An 18,730-nucleotide genomic window follows, 5' to 3' on the forward strand; every position below is an offset into this window, starting at 1 on the left:
CGTCCGATACCGAAAAAATGCGCCTGTGAGGCAATCAGGGGCCTTTTAGGGGTGTCATCGTGCCCATGCTGTCGCAACCAACCAGTACTATGGACCGGTACGACATCAAGCCCGGAACAAACGCATGGAACGCGCACGGTCGAAAGCCCGTGCCGACCCTCTGCGGTAGCACCTGGAACAGGTGTGAGCGGGGTAGTGGACGCGTAGAAGGAGAACCAGCTAACCGTGGCTGCCCAGAAGTCAGGTAACAGTGAGAACAGCAAGGATTACGGCGCGTCTTCCATCACGGTCCTCGAGGGCCTGGAAGCAGTTCGTAAGAGGCCCGGTATGTACATCGGTTCCACCGGTGAACGAGGCCTTCACCACCTGATCTGGGAGGTCGTCGACAACTCCGTCGACGAGGCCATGGCCGGCTACGCCTCCACCGTCGACGTCACCATCCACGAAGACGGCAGTGTCGAGGTCAAGGACGACGGCCGCGGTATCCCCGTCGCCATGCATTCCTCCGGTGTTCCCACCGTCGAGGTCGTCATGACCCAGCTGCACGCCGGTGGCAAGTTCGACTCCGACTCCTACGCCGTCTCCGGCGGACTGCACGGCGTCGGCATCTCCGTGGTGAACGCACTCTCCACCAAGGTCGAGCTGCAGATCGCGCGTGACGGACACCGCTACAAGCAGACCTACGACTACGCCAAGCCCGGCCCCCTCGAGACCGTCGGCGACACCAAGGAGACCGGCACCACGGTGCGCTTCTGGGCCGATGGCAAGATCTTCGAGACCCTCGACTACAGCTTCGAGACCGTGCACCGCCGCCTGCAGGAGATGGCGTTCCTGAACAAGGGACTGACCATCAACTTCACCGACGAGCGAGTGGCAGCGACCGACGCGACCGAGGAAGAACTCGGTGAGACGGCCGAGGCGCCGAAGACCGCCGAAGAGGAACAGGCCGACGCGGCCAACGCGAAGCCGGCCAAGGTGCGCAAGCGGACGTACCACTACCCGGACGGTCTGGTGGACTTCGTCAAGCACATCAACCGCACCAAGACGGCAATCCACAATTCTGTCGTCGGCTTCACCGGCAAGGGCGAGGGCCACGAGGTCGAGATCGCCATGCAGTGGAACGCCGGCTATTCCGAATCGGTGCACACCTTCGCCAACACCATCAACACGCACGAGGGCGGTACCCACGAAGAGGGCTTCCGTACCGCTCTGACCTCGACGGTCAACAAGTACGCGATCGAGAAGAAGCTGGTCAAGGAGAAGGACGTCAAGCTCACGGGCGACGACATCCGCGAGGGCTTGGCCGCCGTCATCTCGGTGCGGGTCGGCGAGCCGCAGTTCGAGGGGCAGACCAAGACAAAGCTCGGTAACACCGAGATTCGGTCGTTCGTGCAGAAGGCGTGCAACGAGCACCTCTCGCACTGGTTCGAGTCCAACCCGGCTGACGCGAAGACCATCATCAACAAGGCCGTGTCGTCCGCGCAGGCCCGCATGGCCGCGCGCAAGGCACGAGAGTTGGTGCGGCGCAAGAGCGCAACCGACATCGGTGGCCTGCCCGGAAAGCTCGCCGACTGCCGCTCGAACGATCCGAGCAAGTCCGAGATCTACATCGTGGAGGGCGACTCCGCCGGCGGCTCGGCCAAATCCGGTCGTGATTCGATGTTCCAGGCGATCCTGCCGCTGCGCGGAAAGATCATCAACGTCGAGAAGGCCCGCATCGACCGCGTGCTGAAGAACAACGAAGTCCAGTCGATCATCACCGCGTTCGGTACCGGCATCCACGACGAGTTCGACATCAGCAAGCTGCGCTATCACAAGATCGTGCTCATGGCCGACGCCGACGTCGACGGCCAGCACATCTCGACGCTGCTGATGACGTTGCTCTTCCGATTCATGCGCCCGCTGATCGAGAACGGTCACGTGTATCTCGCGATGCCGCCGCTGTACAAGCTCAAGTGGAGCCGCGGCGAACCGGATTTCGCGTACTCCGACCGCGAGCGCGACGGACTGCTCGAAGCCGGTCTCGCCAACAAGCGCAAGATCAACGTCGAAGACGGCGTCCAGCGATACAAAGGCCTCGGCGAGATGAACGCCAAGGAACTGTGGGAAACCACCATGGATCCGGCAGTGCGAGTACTGCGTCTGGTGACCCTCGACGACGCTGCTGCCGCGGACGAACTGTTCAGCGTGCTGATGGGCGAGGACGTGTCCGCACGCCGAAGCTTCATCGCACGTAACGCGAAAGATGTTCGCTTTCTTGACGTTTAGTCACTTCCCCGCACGCGCCGACGAGTGCTCTCGGCGCGTGCGGGTGACCGTTTCTCGAGGAGATTTGCATGTCTGACATCACCGAACCGCCGGTAGGACCCCCGCCGGGTTCGACCACGAACGCCGAGGGTGGAGACCGGATCGATCCGGTCGACATCCAGCAGGAAATGCAGCGCAGTTACATCGATTACGCGATGAGCGTCATCGTCGGCCGCGCATTGCCCGAGGTCCGCGACGGTCTCAAGCCGGTGCACCGGCGCGTGCTGTACGCGATGTACGACTCCGGCTTCCGGCCCGATCGTAGTTACGTGAAATCCGCACGCCCCGTTGCCGAAACGATGGGTAACTACCATCCCCACGGCGACACTTCGATCTACGACGCACTCGTGCGACTGGCTCAGCCGTGGTCGATGCGGTACCCACTGGTCGACGGCCAGGGCAACTTCGGCTCGCGCGGCAACGACGGCGCCGCCGCCATGCGATACACCGAGGCGCGTCTGACGCCGCTCGCGATGGAGATGCTGCGCGACATCGACGAGGAAACCGTCGATTTCATCCCCAACTACGACGGCAAAACCCAAGAGCCGACGGTACTTCCGTCGCGGGTACCCAACCTGTTGATGAACGGCTCCAACGGCATCGCCGTCGGTATGGCCACCAACATCCCCCCGCACAACCTGCGTGAACTCGGCGACGCGGTGTTCTGGGCTCTCGACAACTTCGAGGCGGACGAGGAAGCGACCCTGGCGGCCTGCATGGAGCGCGTCAAGGGCCCGGACTTCCCCACGCACGGTCTCATCGTCGGCGGTCAGGGTATTCAGGACGCGTACTCGACCGGACGCGGTTCGATCCGCATGCGCGGCGTCGTCGAGATCGAGGAAGACTCGAACGGTCGCACCACGATCGTCATCACCGAGCTGCCTTACCAGGTCAACCCCGACAATCTGATCACCTCGATTGCCGAGCAGGTCCGCGACGGCAAGTTGTCCGGCATCTCGAAGATCGACGACGAGTCGTCCGACCGTGTCGGCATGCGCATCGTGGTCACCATCAAGCGCGACGCCGTCGCGAAGGTGGTGCTCAACAACCTCTACAAGCACTCGCAGCTGCAGACCAGCTTCGGCGCCAACATGCTCTCGATCGTCGACGGCGTGCCGCGCACTCTTCGTCTCGACCAGATGATCCGCTTCTACGTCACTCATCAACTCGACGTGATCGTGCGGCGCACCCGGTACCGGCTGCGTAGAGCCGAGGAGCGCGCGCACATTCTGCGCGGACTCGTCAAGGCCCTCGACGCGCTCGACGAGGTCATTGCGTTGATCCGCGCGTCGCAGACAGTGGATTTGGCCAAGCAGGGCTTGATCGATCTGCTCGATATCGACGAGATCCAGGCTCAGGCGATCCTCGACATGCAGCTGCGGCGCCTCGCAGCTCTCGAGCGTCAGAAGATCATCGACGAGTTGGCCGAACTCGAACGAACCATTGCCGACTTGCAGGACATCCTGGCCAAGCCGGAGCGACAGCGTCAAATCGTGCGGGACGAGCTTGCCGAGATCGTCGAGAAGTTCGGCGACGACCGTCGTACGCGCATCATCGCCGCGGACGGTGACGTCAACGACGAGGACCTGATCGCTCGGGAGAACGTGGTCGTCACGATCACCGAAACCGGATACGCCAAGCGCACCAGAACCGACCTCTACCGTTCGCAGAAACGCGGCGGCAAGGGTGTGATGGGTGCAGGGCTCAAGCAGGACGACATCGTCAGCAAGTTCTTCGTCTGCTCGACGCACGACTGGATTCTGTTCTTCACCACCAAGGGTCGCGTCTACCGGGCCAAGGCGTACGAACTGCCCGAGGCGAACCGAACGGCTCGCGGACAGCACGTCGCCAACCTGCTGGCGTTCCAGCCCGACGAGCGGATCGCGCAGGTCATCCAGATCAAGACCTACGAGGATGCTCCCTACCTGGTGCTTGCCACCAAGGGTGGTCTGGTCAAGAAGTCACGGCTGACCGATTTCGACTCCAACCGCAGCGGCGGGATCGTCGCTGTCAACCTGCGCGGCGACGACGAGTTGGTCGGTGCGGTGCTGTGCAGCAACGAAGACGATCTGTTGCTGGTGTCCGCACTCGGTCAGTCGATCCGATTCTCCGCCACCGACGAAGTGCTCCGGCCCATGGGCCGTGCGACATCCGGTGTGCAGGGCATGCGCTTCAACGGCGAGGACGAGCTGCTTTCGCTGAACGTCGTCGCCGAGGGCAAGTTCCTGCTGGTCGCGACCTCGGGTGGCTACTCCAAGCGCACTGCGATGGAGGACTACCCGCAGCAGGGCCGCGGCGGAAAGGGAGTACTGACAATCCAGTACGACCCCAAGCGTGGCACGCTGGTGGGAGCTCTCATCGTCGACGACGAGGACGAGCTGTATGCCATCACGTCCAGTGGTGGTGTCATTCGGACTGCTGCCAAGCAGGTCCGGAAAGCCGGCCGACAGACCAAGGGCGTGCGGTTGATGAATCTCGGTGAAGGCGACACACTGCTCGCGATCGCGCGCAACGCCGACGAGATCGAACCGGATGCCGTGGGCACCGAAGACGATGCAGCGAAGGAGTCGTAAGTGAGCACTCCCAACCGGCCTGGTAGCAGGCCCGGCCCCAGCGGCGTACCGGACGGTCGCGAGGCACCGCGGGCCGAGCAGCCCGCGCGTCCTGCGCCGCCCGAGGGTGCTCGTCCGGGCAACCGCCCGCAGCCCGCCGGTCGTCCGGCACCCGCAGCCGGCCGCGGACCGGCTCCCCAGGGGAACTCCCGACCGCCGGTGCGTCCGGCACAGGGTGCTCCCAACGGCCCGGCACGACCGACGCAGGGTCCACCACCGCAGCGTCCACCTGCACCCCCTGCACCCCAGGGACGTCCGCCGCAGGCTCCTCCGGGGGCGGCCAACCAGGGTCCGCCCGCTCGGCCGAATCAGCCCGGTGCCGGCCAGCCCACCGCGGATCGACCGACGAACGGGCAGCCCACACAGCGACAGGCACCTGCAGGCCCGCCTTCTCGTCCGGCCCCACCGCAGGGCCCGGCACCCACCGAGGGATCACAGGCACCGGAGAGGTCGGCCGAGGGCGACGCAACGCGCGCCGATCGATCGGTTTCTCCGGCTGCTCGTGGGCAGGACCACTCCGCTACAGCGGCAATGCCCGTTCAGTCGGAAGGTCAGCAGGGTGGGTCGGGAACGCCGCCGTGGCAGCGCGGTGCCGGTCAGCGTCCGACGCAGCAGGGCTCGGAGGACCGTCAGCAGCCGCAAAACCAGCCTCAGACCAATTTGTCCGGTCGCGGCGCTGCCCTTCCACCCAATGCCGAGTTCGACCGGTCTGCCCGCACGACCGCCGAGCCCACTCAGCGTGAAGCGACCGAGGACAAGACCGAACGGCGCGAGGCCGCCCGGTCGAAGGCAGCGGTGATCGACGGGCCGACCCGTCACATCGAACGCAAGGATCTGGCGAAAGACATGCCCGATCTGTCCGCTGTCCGACATCCCGAACAGACCCAGACGGACCGCGCCGCGCCCGCCGCCATCACGGCGGTGCCCAGCGCGGACGGCAACCCACTGCGCGCGACCATTCAGATCCGCAAGATCGACCCGTGGTCGACGCTGAAGATCGCTCTCGTCATCGCGGTGTCACTGTTCTTCGTGTGGATGGTTGCCGTCGGCCTGTTGTACGCCGTGCTGGACGGCATGGGCGTCTGGGACCGTCTCAACAGTGCCTTCACCGAGATCGTCAACGAGTCCGGAGACGGCGGACTCGTCAGCGCCGGTCAGGTGTTCGGGTACGCAGCGGTGATCGGTGTGATCAATGTCGTACTCTTCACCGCTCTGACCACAATCGGCGCGTTCATCTACAACCTGTCGTCGGACCTGGTCGGTGGTGTCGAAGTGACACTGGCAGACCGCGACTGACCTGCACAACGAGTAGCCGTATCGGGCCGTTTTGGAAGACAGCGGCCCGATACGGTAATCTCATCCCTCGGTTCGAGGAGAGCAATTCTTCGGCCCAGAGCAGTGATGAGGGCCTATAGCTCAGGCGGTTAGAGCGCTTCCCTGATAAGGAAGAGGTCGGAGGTTCAAGTCCTCCTAGGCCCACACCGAACGAACGAAAAGAGGCAGGACGTGAAAATCCTTCTTCTCGTCGCATCGGTGGTGATCGCAGTGGTGACGATATCGAAGGTGCGCTCCACGCGCAGCTCGGACGGCGTCTGGCACAGCATCTCCACCGGGTGACAGTCGCTCGGATCGAACGTGTAATGTTCGTGCACGTTCAACCGCAACACCCGGGGCCTTAGCTCAGTTGGTAGAGCGCTGCCTTTGCAAGGCAGATGTCAGGAGTTCGAATCTCCTAGGCTCCACAATCAAAAGGACGTCCACGTCGTGGGCGTCCTTTTTCGTGTCTGCACCCACACCGGCACCCAAAGTCCACTCGATGTGCCATTGACCCCCGAAAAGGCCACCAAATGTGACATTGAGTGCCGATGGAGCCGAGGCGGCCGCAGGAGGGGGTTGTGACCGCACCCAAGTGCGCTTGTCGCCGGCGCCCATATGTCCAGACCCTCGACTGTTCTGTTTCCTATTGGGAGCGTCGTCCCTAGCGTGGTCGGTGTGCAAGAACGTCGGTCCCATGATCGGCGTGAACGGTCGTGACGGCACACCGCAGGGGGGTGTGCCGTCGCAACTGTCTCGGCGGACGTCGTTCGCCACTGTCTCGAATCGATTGGCGGTTCGGGCACCTCGATGTTCGAAGGAGCCCCGCAGATGACACGTGTTCTCGATCATGAAGAGCTGTTGACCGAACTCGACGGCACCCTGGAAGCCAACTTGAATCGCCATCTGTCTATGGCCAAGGAATGGCATCCGCATGACTACGTTCCGTGGGATCTCGGCCGGAATTTCGCCGCGATGGGTGGGGAGGACTGGTCTCTCGAGCAGTCGTCGCTGTCGGAATTGGCCCGCACCGCGATGATCACCAATTTGCTCACCGAGGACAATCTGCCGTCGTATCACCGAGGATTGGCGGACAACTTTTCGTTGGACGGTGCCTGGGGCACGTGGGTGGGGCGTTGGACTGCGGAAGAAAATCGCCACGGAATCGTCATGCGCGATTATTTGGTGGTGACACGTGCAGTCGACCCGGTGGAGCTGGAGCGGGCTCGGATGCATCACATGACCGTGGGCGTGGATGCGCCGATGGACGGGGCGAACTTCCTGCATTCGGTGGCGTACGTGACATTCCAGGAGTTGGCGACTCGGGTGTCGCACCGTAATACGGGGTTGGCGTGTGGGGATCCCGTGGCTGATCGAATGTTGGCTCGTGTTGCTGCGGACGAGAATCTGCACATGATCTTCTATCGCAACCTCGGCGAGGCGTCGTTGGATCTCGTGCCCGATCAGATGGTTCGCGCTATCGCCGATGTCGCAACGGACTTCCAGATGCCCGGCCTGAACATGCCGAATTTCCGCAAGAACGCCATGATTCTGGCCAAGAATGGAATCTACGACCTCCGTCAGCATTTGGACGAAGTGCTGATGCCCGTTCTGCGAAAGTGGAACGTCTTCGAGCGCAACGATTTCACCGGTGAGGGCGAGCGGGATCGCGATCGGCTGGCCGCGTTCGTGGAGGACTTGGAATCCAAGGCGACCAAGTTCGAGGAGTCCAGGGATCGCTTGCTCGCCAGGGAGGCCGAGCGCGCCGAGAAGGCTTCCTGACCTGCTGCGTCTTCCCCGCGCAGAGTCGTGGTCGCGCCTTCGAGGTGTTAGAGTCCGGGCATCGTTGGGTCATGTGAGTCGATGGCCCTAGTGCGTGGGGAGGCCCGATGGTGCCTGGGGGGTATCAGGTGAGAGGTGTGGCTGGTTTCGGTGTGCGTTGCCGCGAGCAGGCATCGCTCGACGCAACCGGCACCGACTGGTGAGCAGGTTGAGGTTCGACGAATCCCGCCGCATGCTCGCAGTGTTCGCGGCCGTGACCACCGTCCTCTACGCCGCGAGCGCTGTCGCATCGTGGTCCAACCTGTCCGGTCCCCAGCAGTTTCTGGCCGCGCTTGCGTTGGCAATGGGTCCCCTGGCGATCGCGGTTCTGGTGCGTGCGGGCGTGCCCAGCCCGAAACGGGCGGTGGGTTGTGCGACTGCGCTGTCGGTGGTGGGACTCGCGTGTGCGCTGGGTAGCAGCGACACCATGCCGGCCTTCTTGATCTGTGTGCAGGCCGCGATGTTCCTCGGAATGCACATCGGTGCCTTCTGGTCGGAGCGAAACGCAGGCATCTGGGTTGCGGTGCTTGCTGTTTCAGCAGTGATCGGTGCTGCGATCGCGCCGTACGGGACACCGTTCATCTCTTATATTCTCGTCGCTCTCGGAATCGTCGGCGCAACCGAGGTGTTCGGCGTCTTCGCACGCCGGATGCGGTATTTCTCGACCCACGACGCATTGACCGGGCTGCTCAACCGCTTCGGCTTCGAGTCCAAGATAGAAAAGATGCTTCCGTCCTGCGCCGCCCGCGGACTGTCGGTCAGCCTGGCGGTGCTCGATCTCGACAATTTCAAGGAGATCAACGACGAGTACGGCCACATCGCGGGTGACGTACTTTTGACTCGGGTCTCGAAAGCGTGGAAGGGGCAGCTGACCAAACGAGATGTTCTCGGTCGCCTCGGGGGAGACGAGTTCGTGTTGTTCATGCCCGGGGTTCTCGAGAAAGAAGCCTTGCAGATCATCGATCGGTTGCGCCATGCCCACCGGGCCGAATGGAGCGTCGGCCTCGCGTGCATGCCGGCGGGTCGTCGGTGGGGTGAGATCTACCGGGCGGCCGACGCAGATCTGTACCGGGCGAAACGGAGCAGGCCGCCTCGGGCCAGTCGCCCGACCGACCCAGGAGACGGCTTCAGCGGACCGGTTCACCGAATCGCGCAGTGATGTGCACAGGACGCTCCTGGCCTCCTTGATCCCCAGATTTCATCCACAGGCTGGGGATAGATTGTGCACCGAGGTTCGTCCGTCGCGTTGACTCGTCGAATACGACGACGCTGCGGGGGATTCACGATGGTCACACTCGACGAGTTCAGATTGTGGAACAGCGGTGAGTTGATCACGGCCTCCGACGGTCTGATGCGGCAATGGCGCGAACTGGTCGTCCTACATCGGTCGTTTCCGGACGCCGCGTTCGGCGACGAATGGGTCGGTGCGGCCGCCGATGCGGCCCGAAAGTTGATGAGAGACGTGCGATCCGACGCACGCAGTTCCTCCGACGAGCTGCTTCGGATCGCGATATGCATCGCCGACGCCTCGATCGATGTGGCGAGTCTGATCGCGGCTCTACGGGCGGTGGAGCAGGAGGCCGTCGAGTCACGGTTCGGGATCGACTCCGACGGTTCGGTGACCGACACGCTCGAGTCGTACTCGGTTGCGCTTTCGGACCTCTGGTCGACGACGCGTGATCGTCGGCGTCTTCGTGAGGAGTTGGCGGCACGAATCTGCCAGTTGGTGCGCACAGCAACGGCTTTCGACGAAACCTTTGCCCGACGCCTCGTCGGGGGGACCTCGGAGATGCAGGTCGCGACCGCAGTAACGGCCTCGGTGACTCCGGGCGCGACTCCGGCTGCCAACGCTGCGTTCTGGAGCGCGCTCTCGCCTGCCGCGCGCACCCGGCTCATGGTGGAGAAACCAGGGCTGATCGGCAATCTCGACGGTGTGCCGGGTCGAGTGCGAGACAGTGCGAACCGCCGGGTACTGGCTGCCGAGCGGTCGCGCCTCCTCACGGCCGAGGCCGAGCTACGGAACGAGTTGGACAGCAACGTGTTCGGAGGAATCTTCAGTGACGCAGACGCGGGGTTGGACCAGACGCGCAAGCGACTCGCGTCGCTCGATGCGATCGAATCTGTATTGGCGCAGGGAGATCGGCAACTTCTGGTGTTGGACAACACCTCGTACGAGGAGACCACAGCGGCTGTTGCTGTGGGTGATGTGGATACAGCCACTCACGTCGCCGTATTCGTACCCGGTCTCGGTTCGACCGTGCACGGAGACATCGAGAGCTACGACGCAGATATGGAGGGGTTGAAGTCGACTGTGCAGCAGCTACTTCCAGGAGGCCAGGGCGAGACTGCGGCGGTCGTGACGTGGATGAACTACCAGGCCCCGCAGCTCGGCTGGAATTTGCTCGACCCCAGCCGAACCGTGTTGTCCGCGACGGCGGCGGACGTGGGGGCAGATCGGCTCGGTCCATTTCTGGACGGACTCGACGCAGCGCGGGCGAGCGATCCGCACCTGTCGGTGCTGGCGCACTCCTACGGGTCGCTCACCGCAGCGTCGGCACTGCGAGCCGACACCGGGGTCGACGACTTCGTGGCGCTCGGATCCCCAGGGTGGGGTACTCACACGGCCGCGGACCTACGGCTACCGGACGGGCACGTGTTCTCGGCCGAAGCCGTCGGCGATATCGTCGCCGACCTCGGTGCCTTCGGCCGCGATCCGGGCACGTTGGACGGGGTCACGTTGCTTTCGACCGATGGCTCCGACGGGCGCACCGGGTCGATCGGTCACAGCGATTACTTCGCCGAGGGATCGACCAGTCGACAGAACACCGCGCTTGTTGTGGCCGGCCGCAGCGAGGACGCCGTGATCAGAACCAGGCCGGCCCTGTACGACCTACTGCAGAAGCTCCTGTATCTATGACGAGCCGTCGTCGTAGTCGGCCAGGCTCGGCGGAACGTCGGCGGGTGGCGGTACTTCGTTTCGGCGACGGCCCAGGTAGAACACGACACCACCGATGACCGCAGCGGCAACGCCGAGCACCAGAACGCGGCGCTTGTTTCCCGACTTCGGCTCGACTGTCAACGCCGTCCTGGTGAGATTGGCCTCGGCGATCCGTTCCGCAGTCGCAGCGCGACGCTGTGCGGCCTGCTTGCGTGCCAGTCCGTAGCCGCGCTTGGCGAGCAGCAGACCCACTCCGGCAGGTCCCTTGCTCACGACAGAAGCGGCACCGAGCAGCGTCGATGCCGCCGCGCCGGTGGAGGAGTGAACCTGCTCGGTTTTCGTAGTGCTCGTCATGCCCTCACTGTTCCACAACAGGACCCCCGCCGGCCCGCCCGATACACGACCTGCTCACTACCCGGACGCCCGAGATGGCACGATGGGGGGCGTGACTTCACCAAACAAGACCCAAACGGCAACGCTGCACACCAACCGCGGCGACATCGTCATCGAACTGTTCGGCAATCACGCCCCCAAGACCGTCGCGAACTTCGTCGGCCTCGCGGACGGATCCAAGGAGTACACGACGCAGAACGCATCGGGTGCCAAGACCGGACCGTTCTACGACGGCGCAGTCTTCCACCGCGTCATCGACGGTTTCATGATCCAGGGCGGCGACCCGACCGGCACCGGCTCCGGTGGACCGGGCTACAAGTTCGAGGACGAGTTCCACCCCGAACTGTCGTTCGATCGCCCGTACCTGCTCGCCATGGCGAACGCAGGCCCCGGCACCAACGGCTCGCAGTTCTTCATCACCACCGGCAAGACCCCGCACCTCAACCGCAAGCACAGCATCTTCGGTGAGGTCACCGACGAGGCGTCCAAGAAGGTCGTCGACGCGATCTCGAGCACGCAGGTCGGCCGCGGTGACCGTCCGGTCGACGAGGTCGTCATCAACAGCGTGACGATCGCCTGATCTAGTTCCACAGAAAGATTCACGATGACGAACCCCGGCTGGGGTGGCCCGTACGGTGACCAACCCAACCCACCCCAGTCGGTGTGCGTCCGACATCCCGACCGCCCTACAGGCCTGGCGTGTTCGCGGTGCGGTCGCCCGGCGTGCCCGCAATGCCTGCAGGCCGCCGCTGTAGGTCAGCATTGCGTCGATTGTGTGCGCGAGGGGAACAAGAACGTTCGCACTGCGCAGACGGTCGCCGGAGCCCCGGTTACACGATCTGCCAAGACCCCGTTCACCTACGCCTTGATCGCGATCAACGTCGTGGTGTTCGGCATCACCGCCGCCCAATCCGGCAATGTCACCAGCAACTTCACCGGTTCTGCTCTGGCTCAGGCCTGGTCTCTGAACAGTCTGATCGTGGCCGATGGCGGAGTGTTTCGCCTGATCGGCAGTGGCTTCGTGCACATCGGGCCGATTCATCTGTTGGTCAACATGTTCGCGCTGTATCTCATCGGTCGCGATGTCGAACTGGTTCTGGGTCGCAGCAGATATCTCGCTGTCTACTTCCTATCGCTGCTCGGCGGTAGCGCATCGGTCATGGTGTTCGAGAACCCACTGTCTCTTACCGCCGGAGCGTCCGGTGCGGTGTTCGGGCTGCTGGGTGCTCAGGCCGTCATCCTGCTGAGACTCAAGCGAAGCCCGGCACCGGTCCTGATCGTCATCGCCCTCAACATCTTCATCAGCATCTCGATCCCCAGCATCTCGCTGTGGGGTCACATGGGCGGACTCGTCGCAGGTGCCGCCGCCACAGCCGGCTTGGTGTTTCTCCCCAACAGGCGTCGCGGGCCGGAGAGTCCACGAACCTCGGCCGGTGTGTCCATGGCCTGGATTTCGGTGATCGCGGTTGCTGTGGTGACCCTCGGCATCATCGCGGTGCGCGTGCTCGACCTGCGCGCGCAGATGGGTATCTGACCCTCCGCCGTCCATCGAGCCCTGACCCGGAGTCCACTCGATGTGCCATTGACCCCCGAAAAGGCCACTGAACGTCACATCGAGTACCCCGGGGCGGTCGACCTTCAGGAGTTCGGCGGCACCAGACCGTGGGTGTTCAGTGCGTCGAATACATCCCGCGGGTCGGTGCCGAGGTCCCATCTACCGAAGATGATCAGTCGGTCGTCGTCCTCGCCTGGTGGGCGGAGGTCGAGTTCGAGCATCGGGACGCGTCGGCCCAGTCGCGGGTAGCGCACGATTTTGACGCGCACGATGTCGGCGCGGGAGTACGTGCGCACGCCGCCGAGACGTTTCATCGTCAGGGAACCGTCGCGTGTGATGGCCAATCGCGGACGCTGCGCGGCGGCGAGTGCTGCGATCACCCACATTCCGACGGCTGCCAGTCCGACGAGGAACGCTCCGGCAGCATCGGTCGATGAGAGCACGGCACCGATTCCGAGGGCAAGACCGCCCACCACCAGTGCTCCGATGGCGACGACAGGTGTTGCCCAGCGCTCTTCGTACACACCCTGTGGATCGTTCGAGAAGTTATCCACAGGGTTTATCCACATTGGGGATGAATGACATCGGTGTAACTCGCTCGACTGTCAGCGCCACCGCATGGTCATGACGAGCCCGACGACCATGAAGCCGAAGCCGATCAAGAAGTTGTAGGCCCCGAGGTTTCCGATGAACGCGATGTCGTCCGCAGCGAGGTAGTAGACGATCAGCCACAGCAGGCCGACCAGCATGAATCCCAGCATCAGGACCACATACCAGACCGGAGACGGCCCGGCGTTGACCTTCACCGGCGTACGGTTCGCTGCGTTGGTCGTGTAGTCGTTCTTCTTCCGTACCTTCGACTTCGGCATTGCTTCCTCTTCGCGTTCTTGGCGGCTGTCGGTCCTGCGACCGATCTGTGGACAACTGACGACGGGACCTGTGGATCGGCAGGTATCGCTCATCCCCAGGCTATTGTCTCCCCGAGGACCGTGACGGTCACCGACCCAGTTGCTGTACACGCTAACCCAGGTGAGCCCAGCACCGACCCATCGGACAAATTGCGAGCACCCGTGACACGACGATCGACCCGCGCCGACACCCGCTGGTGGGTTCTCGCCGTCGTGGTGTGTGCCGTTGTGGGTCTGCTCCTCGGTACCACCAGACATGTCTCGGACGGCAACGAGTTGCGCAGTGGGGACACCACCCGTCTCGCCGATCTCGTCGACGCAGCTCGTGGGAGCAGCGAGGAGGCTCGGCGCAGCAGGGAAGCGCTCGAGCAACAGGTGGACACCATCCAGCAGCGCACCGCCTCCGGCGACACCGACGTCGCCGACGCGTTGGCCCGCATCGATGACCTCTCCGATGCGGCGGGCCGTGAGGCCGCGTCCGGGGCCGGCCTGACCGTGACGATGGCCGACGCGCCCCGGGGTCCTGACGGGTCTTATGCATCCGACGCCTCGCCCAACGATCTGGTGGTCCATCAGGTCGACGTGCAGAGTGTGCTCAACGCGTTGTGGGCCGGCGGTGCCTCGGCGATCGCGATGCAGGATCAGCGGTTGGTGGCATCGTCTGCTCCGCGCTGCATCGGCAACACCTTGCTGCTCGGCGGCCGGACGTACAGTCCGCCGTACGTGATGACGGCGATCGGCGACCAGGACCGGTTGCGCGCGGCATTGAAGAACGAGCCCGGCGTGCGGTTGTACGAGCAGTACGCGCTGCGCTACGGCCTGCGCTACGACGTCGAGACCTCAGCGGACGTCTCGGTGCCCGCGTACACCGAATCGGTGCGCATGCGGTACGCACAGCCACGCTGAGTACGCTGTCGACATGCGCATTCTCGTCGTCGACAACTACGACAGCTTCGTCTTCAACCTCGTCCAGTACCTGGGCCAGCTGAACGTCGATGTCGAGGTCTGGCGCAACGATGACGACCGCCTCACCGATCGCGATGCGATCGCGGCGCAGTTCGACGGAATTCTGCTCAGTCCCGGGCCGGGTACGCCGCAGCGCGCCGGTGCCACGATGGATCTGGTGTCGGCCGCCGCCCGCGCGAAGACGCCGCTGCTGGGAGTCTGTCTCGGGCACCAGGCCATCGGAGCCGTATTCGGTGCGACCGTCGAGAGAGCCCCGGAACTGCTGCACGGAAAGACCAGTCTGGTGCATCATTCGGGCGTCGGTGTACTCGAAGGCATGAGCGATCCCTTCACCGCCACGCGCTATCACTCACTGACCGTCCGCGAGGACACGATTCCTGCGGAACTCGAGATCATCGGCCGCACCGAATCGGGCCTGGTGATGGCGATGCGGCACACCGAATTCCCGATTCACGGGGTTCAGTTCCACCCGGAGTCCATCCTCACCGAGGGCGGGCACCGCATGCTGGCCAACTGGCTCGCCGTCTGCGGAATGCCCACCGACGCCGGCCTCGTCGCCGCACTCGAAGCTCAGGTATCCGAAGCCTTCGCTTGAGCTGACGCCTAGCCGGTAGGAATTCCCAGCGCCCCGATGCTCACCGTGATCGTGTCGGTCTTGCTGATCTCCGAGCCGGCAGGCTGAGTCTGGCTGACGATTCGCCCGACCATCAGTGGATCCAGCGTCGCCTGCCTCGTCGCCGTCAGGTTCGCCGTGGTCCCGGTCCATCCTGCCGTTTCCAGTGCCGTCAGGGCCTGTGCTTCGGTGAGGCCGGACAGGTCCGGCATCGGGATCTTGTCTCCGTTCGACACCCGCAGCGTGACGACGGTGTTCTCGGCGACGTTGGTGCCGCCTCCGGGATCGGTCGAGACGACCTGACCCACCGGCTGCGAGGAGTCGATGTTCTGGACCTGCACGCGCAGGCCGGCACCCTCCACGTTGGGCTGCGCGACCTCGACGAGCTGGCCGACGACATTGGGCATGCGTACCTGCGCCGGTCCGGATCCCAGGGTGATGCGCACCTGTGAGTTGGCGTTCATGCTCACGCCCGACGACGGATTCTGCTCGACGACCTTGTCCAGGTTCTCCGGCGTCGACGGCGCGCGGGCAATGGTGGGATCGAGTTCGAGCCCCACCTCGTTCAGTGCGTCGGACGCCTGCTGTTGCGTTCGTCCGGTCAGTCGCGGAACCTGCACTTGCTGAGGTCCGGAGGACACGTCGAGCGAGATGGCTCCCGGGGACTCGGTCTGCGACCCGGCCGCCGGAGTGGTACCGATCGCAGATCCTTCCGGCACCGACGCATCGGGCTTCTCCTGGACCGTGACGCGGAGTCCGGCCTCCTCGAGCTGGCGTTGGGCCTCGTCCGCGGCCAGTCCGGCGACGGTCGGCACCGTGACGGTCTTGGGGTCCGCACCGGGTCCGAGCGACCACAGGAAGGCACCGACGATGGCGACGACGATCACGGCCGCGAGCGAGACGAGGCCGATCTTCAGGCCGCGCCGGCTCCGGCGCTCCTCGTCGGGTCCGGCGTGCCGCGAGGGGCGAGATGCTTCGGCGGCCGCGGCAGGCTTGTCCCGGCCCGAGAAGTCGGCCTGGCGGGAGTCGACCGAACCCAGGATGGTGGTGCGGTCCTCGTCGTTCATGACCATCGGGGCGCTCGGCCGTTGACCGCCGAGAACGCGAACCAGATCGGTCCGCATCTCAGCAGCGCTCTGGTATCGGTTGGCCGGGTTCTTCGCCATCGCCTTGAGAATGATCGAGTCGAGCTCGCGTGGCACCGTGTCGTTGACGAGGGACGGCAGCTGTGGATCCTCGCGTACGTGCTGGTAGGCGACGGCGACCGGCGAGTCTCCCTTGAACGGTGGTTCCCCGGTGAGGATCTCGAACAGCACACAGCCGAGCGAGTAGACGTCCGACCGAGCGTCGACCTGCTCGCCGCGAGCCTGTTCGGGCGAGAGGTACTGCGCGGTTCCGATCACGGCGGCGGTCTGAGTCATCGGCGACGAGGAATCGGCGATGGCGCGTGCAATGCCGAAGTCCATCACCTTCACTGCGCCGGCGTTGTTGATCATGATGTTCGCGGGCTTGACGTCGCGGTGCACGATGCCGTTGCGGTGGCTGAAATCGAGCGCGGCACAGACGTCGGCGATGACCTCCATGGCCCGGCGCGGCGGCATGGGGCCTTCGGCACGGACGATGTCGCGCAGGGTGTCGCCGTCGACGTACTCCATGACGATGAACGGGAGCGGACCGGCTTCGGTCTCGGCTTCACCGGTGTCGTACACGGCGACGATGGCGGGGTGATTCAAGGCAGCGGCGTTCTGGGCCTCGCGTCGGAACCTCAGATAGAACGTGGGGTCGCGGGCGAGATCGGCGCGCAGGACCTTGATGGCGACGTCGCGGTCGAGTCGGGTGTCGCGAGCCAGATGAACCTCGGACATACCGCCGAAACCGAGTATCTCGCCCAGCTCGTAGCGAGAGGAGAGCGTACGGGGAGTCGTCATCGTTGTCCTTGTGGCTCTTGCTGAAACGGATTCTCGAACAGCGGCCGGGGGGTAGTGGTCGTCGTCTGCGTCGGCTCCTCCGACGTCGTGGTGGGGCTCGTCGTCGTGGTGGTGGGTTCGGTGGTCGTGGTGGTGGTCGTTGTGGTCGTTTCTTCGGTGGTGGTCTCTTCGGTGGTGGTCGTCGTCGGCTCGGTGGTCGTCCGTGTGGTCGTGACCGGCTGCGTCGTGGTGGTCGGCGGCACGAACGGTGTCTGCGTATCGTCCCTACCCCCGGTCAGCAGTACGTAACCGCCGATGAGGATGGCAAGAAGCAGCAGGGCACCGCCACCCCAGGCCAATGCCTTCTGTGCCGAGGACATTCCGGCGGGCTCCGGCACTGCTGCGGCAGCCGCACCGGTGGCCGGTCCGCGGTACTCGCGTTGGGAAGTGGGCATCATCTGGGTGCTCGACGGCGGAGGCGGCTGCGGACTCGGCACGACGCCGGGCATCATGACCCGGCCGGTACCCGAGCCTCGGGAGTTCCCTGGCGCGGGTGGGCGGCGACCCGCACGGACGGCGGCGACCGCGTCGGCGAATTCGCCGCCGTTGGCGTAGCGCGCGGCCGGGTCTTTGACCATCGTGATCTCGATGAGTTCGCGTACGGCAGGCGGCAGGTCGACCGGCATCGGTGCCGGTTGTTCGCGTACGTGCTTCATCGCGACGGTGAGGGCTCCGTCTCCGACGAACGGCCTCGAACCTGCGAGGACTTCGTATCCGACGACACCGAGTGAGTAGACGTCGGAGGCCGAGGTGGCCTCTTCGCCGAGTGCCTGTTCGGGGGCGATGTATTGCGCGGTGCCCATGACCATTCCGGTCTTGGTCACCGGGGATGCGTCGACGGCCTTGGCGATGCCGAAGTCGGTGATCTTGACCTGCCCGGTGGGGGTGATCAGGATGTTGCCGGGCTTGACGTCACGGTGCACGACGCCGGCCGTGTGTGCGATCTGCAGAGCGCGGCCGGTCTGCTCGAGCATGTCCAGGGCATGGCCCAGTGGCAACCTGGACATGCGGCCCAGCACCGCGTTGAGAGGCTCACCGTTGACCAGTTCCATCACGAGGTAGGCCAGAGATTCGCCTGCGCCGTCACGAGTTTCGCCGTAGTCGTAGACTCCCGCGATCCCCGGGTAGTTCAGCTGCGCCGTGGTCCGAGCCTCGAACCTGAAGCGCTGCAAGAACTCCGGGTCCTCGGAGAACTCGGCCTTGAGTACCTTGACCGCCACTCGGCGATCGAGACGATTGTCCATCGCCTCCCACACTTGCCCCATACCGCCGGTGGCGATGAGGCGCAGCAGTCGATAGCGCTGGGCGATTACGGCCCCGTTGCTCAATGGCACCT

The 18,730-nt window shown here is 64.5% G+C and carries 15 protein-coding genes and 2 tRNA genes; 12 read left to right on the forward strand and 5 right to left on the reverse strand.

The features are described from left to right. Positions 1-225 precede the first annotated feature (225 nt). The 8 genes from gyrB to AC5WEY_RS04400 all read left to right on the forward strand — a co-directional run bounded on the left by gyrB (position 226) and on the right by AC5WEY_RS04400 (position 10,971). Positions 226-2,268, forward strand: coding sequence for a DNA topoisomerase (ATP-hydrolyzing) subunit B (gene gyrB / locus AC5WEY_RS04365; protein WP_057478378.1), 2,043 nt, complete (start codon positions 226-228; stop codon positions 2,266-2,268). 68 nt (positions 2,269-2,336) lie between these two features. Then, on the forward strand, positions 2,337-4,880 hold the full coding sequence (gyrA, locus tag AC5WEY_RS04370) for a DNA gyrase subunit A (protein WP_057478379.1): 2,544 nt from the start codon (positions 2,337-2,339) through the stop codon (positions 4,878-4,880). Then, complete coding sequence (locus AC5WEY_RS04375) at positions 4,881-6,215, forward strand: DUF3566 domain-containing protein (protein WP_495644830.1); 1,335 nt, start codon at positions 4,881-4,883, stop codon at positions 6,213-6,215. A gap of 109 nt (positions 6,216-6,324) precedes the next feature. Further along, a tRNA-Ile gene (locus tag AC5WEY_RS04380) sits at positions 6,325-6,398 on the forward strand. 190 nt (positions 6,399-6,588) lie between these two features. Then, positions 6,589-6,661: transfer RNA gene (locus AC5WEY_RS04385), tRNA-Ala, on the forward strand. A gap of 403 nt (positions 6,662-7,064) precedes the next feature. Beyond that, on the forward strand, positions 7,065-8,015 hold the full coding sequence (locus AC5WEY_RS04390) for an acyl-ACP desaturase (RefSeq protein WP_057478502.1): 951 nt from the start codon (positions 7,065-7,067) through the stop codon (positions 8,013-8,015). Between the two features lie 199 nt (positions 8,016-8,214). Beyond that, the gene (locus AC5WEY_RS04395; protein ID WP_495644831.1) at positions 8,215-9,213 is read left to right on the forward strand and encodes a GGDEF domain-containing protein; all 999 of its coding nucleotides are present in this window, start codon (positions 8,215-8,217) and stop codon (positions 9,211-9,213) included. Between the two features lie 126 nt (positions 9,214-9,339). After that, on the forward strand, positions 9,340-10,971 hold the full coding sequence (locus AC5WEY_RS04400) for an alpha/beta hydrolase (protein WP_495644832.1): 1,632 nt from the start codon (positions 9,340-9,342) through the stop codon (positions 10,969-10,971). Here AC5WEY_RS04400 and AC5WEY_RS04405 read toward each other — a convergent pair. Continuing rightward, positions 10,966-11,346 (reverse strand): hypothetical protein, encoded by a 381-nt coding sequence (locus AC5WEY_RS04405; protein ID WP_057478381.1) that lies wholly within the window; start codon positions 11,344-11,346, stop codon positions 10,966-10,968. The genes AC5WEY_RS04400 and AC5WEY_RS04405 overlap by 6 nt on opposite strands. An 82-nt stretch (positions 11,347-11,428) precedes the next feature. Here AC5WEY_RS04405 and AC5WEY_RS04410 point away from each other — a divergent pair, with 82 nt between their 5' ends. Continuing rightward, a complete protein-coding gene (locus AC5WEY_RS04410) occupies positions 11,429-11,965 on the forward strand; it encodes a peptidylprolyl isomerase (protein ID WP_156399583.1) in 537 nt (178 codons plus the stop codon). 24 nt (positions 11,966-11,989) lie between these two features. Further along, positions 11,990-12,919: a rhomboid family intramembrane serine protease gene (locus AC5WEY_RS04415; protein ID WP_495644833.1), complete on the forward strand. Its 930-nt coding sequence runs from the start codon at positions 11,990-11,992 to the stop codon at positions 12,917-12,919. Positions 12,920-13,023: 104 nt separating this feature from the next. On the opposite strand, the gene AC5WEY_RS04420 is transcribed toward AC5WEY_RS04415, so the two are convergent. Then, positions 13,024-13,509 carry a PH domain-containing protein gene (locus AC5WEY_RS04420; protein ID WP_057478383.1) on the reverse strand — a complete coding sequence of 162 codons (486 nt, stop codon included), beginning with the start codon at positions 13,507-13,509 and terminating at the stop codon, positions 13,024-13,026. Positions 13,510-13,545: 36 nt separating this feature from the next. Further along, entirely contained in the window at positions 13,546-13,809 is a 264-nt protein-coding gene (crgA, locus tag AC5WEY_RS04425; protein WP_495644834.1) for a cell division protein CrgA, read from the reverse strand. 201 nt (positions 13,810-14,010) lie between these two features. On the opposite strand from crgA, the gene AC5WEY_RS04430 reads away from it, so the two are divergent. Together AC5WEY_RS04430 and AC5WEY_RS04435 are read left to right on the forward strand one after the other, a co-directional pair. Further along, positions 14,011-14,754 carry a DUF881 domain-containing protein gene (locus AC5WEY_RS04430; RefSeq protein WP_495644835.1) on the forward strand — a complete coding sequence of 248 codons (744 nt, stop codon included), beginning with the start codon at positions 14,011-14,013 and terminating at the stop codon, positions 14,752-14,754. A 13-nt stretch (positions 14,755-14,767) separates the two neighbouring features. Beyond that, positions 14,768-15,409 carry an aminodeoxychorismate/anthranilate synthase component II gene (locus tag AC5WEY_RS04435; RefSeq protein WP_495644836.1) on the forward strand — a complete coding sequence of 214 codons (642 nt, stop codon included), beginning with the start codon at positions 14,768-14,770 and terminating at the stop codon, positions 15,407-15,409. A gap of 8 nt (positions 15,410-15,417) precedes the next feature. Here the strand turns inward: AC5WEY_RS04435 and pknB are convergent, their stop codons facing one another. Beyond that, positions 15,418-17,355, reverse strand: coding sequence for a Stk1 family PASTA domain-containing Ser/Thr kinase (gene pknB, locus AC5WEY_RS04440; RefSeq protein ID WP_495644837.1), 1,938 nt, complete (start codon positions 17,353-17,355; stop codon positions 15,418-15,420). Then, positions 17,352-18,728 (reverse strand): serine/threonine-protein kinase, encoded by a 1,377-nt coding sequence (locus AC5WEY_RS04445; RefSeq protein WP_495644838.1) that lies wholly within the window; start codon positions 18,726-18,728, stop codon positions 17,352-17,354. The genes pknB and AC5WEY_RS04445 overlap by 4 nt, the downstream gene beginning before the upstream one ends. Between the last annotated feature and the right edge of the window lie 2 nt (positions 18,729-18,730).

It is taken from the genome of Rhodococcoides sp. S146-33, assembly GCF_059489205.1.